Consider the following 4,620-nt stretch of genomic DNA (forward strand, 5'->3'; position numbering starts at 1 on the left):
TGCCCTCGATCCCCGCGACCCGTCTGATCTTGCCCGCATCGTCGAGAACCAGGGCGAGCTTGTCGCCTACGCGGACATGTGCCGTGACCACACCGTCCTGCTCGACGTGCCCCTCGGCCTCACCCACCGCCAAGTCCTCTCTTGGCGCACCAGCTTCGACTCGCCGTATGCGACCGCCTACCACCCCTGGATCGACATGTCGTCGTCGGAGGATCAACGTGACACGCTGATTCGCATCAACCCGTCCGCGTTCGCCGCCGGGATCATCGCCGAACGCGAACGCCGGCTCGGTGTCCAACACGGTCCAGCCAACCAGCTCGCAGTCGGGGCACTGCGAGTCGGCGACGATGTCCCGGCCGACCGCCATGACGAGCTGCATTTGGCCGGCGTGAACGTGTTCCTCCCCGAGCGCGACGGCATTCGCCTCACCGGCGCCCGCACCCTGTCCCGACGGCCTTCGCTGCGCCAGCTCAGCGTGGCCCGGCTGATGATCGTGCTGCGGCTGACGCTCGTCCGCGAGATGCAATGGGCCGTGTTCGAGCCGAGCAACCGAGAACTGTGGGCAGAGGTCCGACGACTTGTACACGCACTGCTAACCAGGCTTTTCGAGGCTGGCGCGTTCCGCGGCACCACCACCGAGGAAGCGTTTTTCGTTCGCTGCGACGCCAGCACGATGACCCGCAACGACCTCGACAACGGCAGGCTTGTCTGCCTGGTTGGGGTTGCTCCGGCCGAGCCCGTCGAGTACGTGATCCTGGAGATCGCGCTCACCGCTACCTCGAATGTTCGGGTGGAGGTCAGGGGATGAGCAGTGACGTCGGCAGGGAAGCGAGTGATATCGATAGATCCAGCTGACTGGCGAGCGTCACGGTCGCCGTGAGTGCGCGCTTTCTTACAGAAACTCACCGTGGAAGGTCCAGCGACCTGCTGTTTCGTCCTGCCGCTCGTGGAGCCAAAGCTCCAGCTCGTGGATCGATTCGAGGTTGCCGACCAGGTCTTGATTCGGGTCGAAAGGCACGCCTGGCTGGTACGACGCCGTCAGATGCATCCAAACGATCCGCGGTAGGTACCCCATATAAAGAAGGTCCACATCGGTCCGCGGTTCGAGCGGCGCACCTCTGAACGTTCGCGCTGCCCGGAGGGCGCGCACTCGGTGACCGGCGAGGGGGGCCAGGCGGTCGGCGCTGTCACTGTCCAGCGCGTCGCCCTCGTCGTAACGCAGGTCGAGCCCGTCGAGTTCCTCCGCCATTATCTGAGCGATGTGGTGCATGGCTGCGCCGGCAACGAGTCGGTCGGGATCGTGCAGGGCAGAGACCACCCCCAAGAGAGACTCACGGCTACCGAATAGTGCCAGGCAGTTGACGACATCGAGGCGGGTCTCCGGATTCGGATCGGCCAACCCCTTGAGGAGTGGGCCGACTGTGAGGGGATGCGGGCAGCGACCGAGCCAACGAACGGCAGTCGTCCTCACACAATGGCTGGGGCTGCCCGCAGCAGCGATGAGATCCTCAACACCGGAGGTCCCAACGATCGCCTCGAGACCGAGCCTCGTAACCCCAACCGGGTCATCGCCGGGTATGACCTGTTCGAGAAGCCGAGGGGCGTCATCGACTCGACCGCAGATCATCGTGACAAGGCTGCGCGCCGCCTCCCCCGAGCGCTCGATCGAGAGGAAGTGCAGCAGAAGCTCGTCCGACTCCGCGCTGCGTTGAGCGGCGAGGGCGTTGGCCAGCACAACCCGAAGGTCGTCATGGGCTTGGACGAGACTGTCTTTCAGCGCCGTGTGCAGCGCCTTCCGATTTTCCTCAGTCCGCACCAGAGACGCGATATTCAACCGCGCCATCAGGGCGACCTGGGGCCGGGGGTCCCGGCAGGTGTTGATCAACGTGATCGCCGAACCAGCAAGCCCAGAGCGCGCGAGAACACGGCTCGCCATGTACATGTGGCGGTCCGCCCCTTCACCTGCCGACCAACCAGTCATGAGTTCGGTGAGGCGTTGGCCTGCATCCGGATGCCAAAGTGCCACTTGGTCTTCAGATGCCAGGAACTTCCCAGCGATCTCGGCCGCGTGCTCGGGCCCCGTCAGCTGCCAGGGACTTGCTAACTGCGCTCGCAGCTCGCCGGCCTGTTCGAGCAGGCGCGGGATATCCGGGATATCCACCATGGCCACCCTAGATGATAAGGACAACGACATACCGGGTGTCGTTGTCGTGCTGGATCGGGTCGTGTGAGTATCCGAGTGGCGGCAGTTGGTGTTGGGCGCGTAGTAGCGCGTGACCTCTGTCGTGGTACGAGATCCATATGGCAGCCATGTTATCGACGCTATCGGGCCCACCCATCATCAGCGGCGTCACGTGGTGACCTGCTTGTCCGGTGAGGACTGTGTGCGTTGCGCGGAATAGATTCGCGACATCAGGATCGCGCGCCGGCGTCGGCTTGACTCGCGTCAGCCGTCGCCCTTTGCCGATGCTGTTGGCGGAGTTGGGAGCGGTGAGCGGGAGGGCCTTTCCTGCCAGGTGGGGCCAGAAGATCGGCAGCGGTCCCGTGTACTTGCCACGACGGTTGCGAACCAGGTTTTGCACGATGGTAATCAGCTTGGTGGGAGTCTTCGCGGCAGTTGCTGCGTTCTCCATCTCCTCCCCAGTCGGCATCGGGTGCGCCTCCGCCGCTTGAGCCGGCGTGGTCGCGGTGCCGGGCCCCGGAGCACCCGGGATTTCGAGCGGAGCCAGCCCGAGATCTATCTCAGGATTGTCTGCCGTTACCGCAGCGAGGGCAGCGAGCGCTGCGGTCGCCTGGGGAACGTCACCGCCGGCGTTCCCCAACTCCCGGATACCTGCGGCACCGTTGCGCTCCACGAACGCTGCGGCTGGAGCGGATCTGCGCGCGTAATCTCCAACCCGGACGAGGTCACCGGGCGTGAAGCGCTCAAGTAGGAGTGTGCTCGCGCTGCGCAGGTTGGGCGGGAACTGATCGATGATGCTCTCGATCGTGATAGCCCCCCCGGCTCGCGGCGCGAACCGGACCCGCCCCACGGGTCGGGGCTCACCTGGCCCACCGGCCCCAGGCTGGACACCGCCCCCGGAGCGTGAAACGGCGCGCCCCACCAGCAGCGTGCCGAGTGTGATCAACGCAGGCACAAGTTCGCGAGTGCCCTTATCGACTTCGCCCTGGCTGATGTCCCAGATGCCGGAACCCGTTCCCACAGCGATGCCGTATATCCCGGAGGGTACGCCAAACAGAACGTAATCGATGGTGCCGAGCGCTATGTTCCCCGGGGTCATTGTGTCCGTGAAGCCTGCGTTGAGAATGTCCCATGCCGCATGGCTGTAGTCGCCGGGCAGTTCCGATATCTTATGCAGGAGGGCCGATGATCGACCGGCTTTGGCTCCCTCAGAGGACCCCAAGACGTCTGCGAGCCCCTCACCAAGGCCGCGCACCACGTCGCCGATTTCCCACCCGCGATCACGGTAGGCGCCAACGTCTATTCCGCGGGCGGCGAGCCGATCCTTGATTGCCGGCATCGCGCCGATCGTCTCGGCCAGGCGCTGCTCCGAAGCGAGCCATTCGAGCAGCAATCGGACTTGGTCGTCCTGGGTGGTGTCGACGACGAATGCGGCGAAGACCTGAGCTAGCGCCAAGCCCGCGTCGTGAGTGATCTCGTAGATGAACGCGCCGCGCTTCGCGGTGAGCGTCTTTTCGCCCTCGATCACTGGTCCGAGGCTCCCGATACGGGTGGCATCCCAGTTCGACATGCTGCCAAGGACGGCTTCCATGTCGAGTTCGTCCTGCAACGCAACGAATTCGCTTTGCTTCGCGGCGGACTCGAAGACCAGGTAAACGGCATCCTCGACACCAGGGGCGTTCTCCTGTTGCAGGCGTTCGATCACGCTTGCCTTTCCCGCGGCGTCGAGAGCATCGAGGTTCGCCGGCGCCTCGGCCATGCTGCAACCCTGGAGCCGGAGCCCGCCAGCCGGACGGCGTTTCATCCGACGACCTGCCGAGGCGCCGAGGGCCCGAGCCGCGGCATTGTCTGCATCACGTTCAAGGAGTTGTGACCCGGCCCCGACCTCACTCACGTGTTGCTGCTGACCGACGTGTGCGAGTTCATGGGCGAGGATCGCGTCGGTCATGAGGGTTCCGGGATGGTAGAACTCTGGCTTGACCCACACTTGCTCGCCGCGCGAAACGGCCACACGGGTCGAGCCACCGGCGGGTTCGGGCCCGTGTCCGAGTTGGATACGTACGCGGTCGTACGTGCCTCCGTAGACCCCACCCATGCCACGGCGCAGTCGTTCAGGCACTGTGGCCCCCGTTGGGGACGACAACCTGCTTCTACGTTCAGGCTCCGGACCGGACGGTACCGCAGTCGTCAACGACACGATCGTCTCCACAACACGAGCTGATCGTCGGCGCGGTCAGTCACCGCACCGTCACAGTCGGGAGCTAGGCGGATTTCGGTGACGCTGAGGTGACGTGCGGCCTCGGCGCTCGAAAGCGTGCGAGCCAGGACATGCGCGGAGGTCCAGCGGTGACCGACGTACTGCTCACGACGTTCCGTTTCGAGGTGACATTCGATCGGGTGACCGGCGACGGCCCGCAGCGGCTCGGTGACGGCGGCTT

The 4,620-nt window shown here is 64.9% G+C and carries 3 protein-coding genes; 1 reads left to right on the plus strand and 2 read right to left on the minus strand.

The features are described from left to right. Positions 1-808 (plus strand): phage tail sheath C-terminal domain-containing protein (locus MLGJGCBP_RS16030; protein ID WP_201453088.1); only part of this gene is annotated, 808 nt, incomplete at its 5' end. 84 nt (positions 809-892) lie between these two features. Here the strand turns inward: MLGJGCBP_RS16030 and MLGJGCBP_RS16035 are convergent. Both MLGJGCBP_RS16035 and MLGJGCBP_RS16040 read right to left on the minus strand, forming a co-directional pair. Beyond that, a complete protein-coding gene (locus tag MLGJGCBP_RS16035; protein WP_160096813.1) occupies positions 893-2,164 on the minus strand; it encodes a HEAT repeat domain-containing protein in 1,272 nt (423 codons plus the stop codon). Between the two features lie 7 nt (positions 2,165-2,171). Then, positions 2,172-4,391: an eCIS core domain-containing protein gene (locus MLGJGCBP_RS16040; RefSeq protein ID WP_308821645.1), complete on the minus strand. Its 2,220-nt coding sequence runs from the start codon at positions 4,389-4,391 to the stop codon at positions 2,172-2,174. Positions 4,392-4,620 lie beyond the last annotated feature (229 nt).

The sequence above is a fragment of the Rhodococcus sp. T7 genome, from assembly GCF_009872365.1.
Taxonomy (GTDB): domain Bacteria; phylum Actinomycetota; class Actinomycetes; order Mycobacteriales; family Mycobacteriaceae; genus Rhodococcus_F.

Bases quoted from the DNA above. Each gene is read 5' to 3' on its own strand.
- MLGJGCBP_RS16035 (WP_160096813.1), bottom strand. From the start codon at position 2,164: ATGGTGGATATCCCGGATATCCCGCGCCTGCTCGAACAGGCCGGCGAG.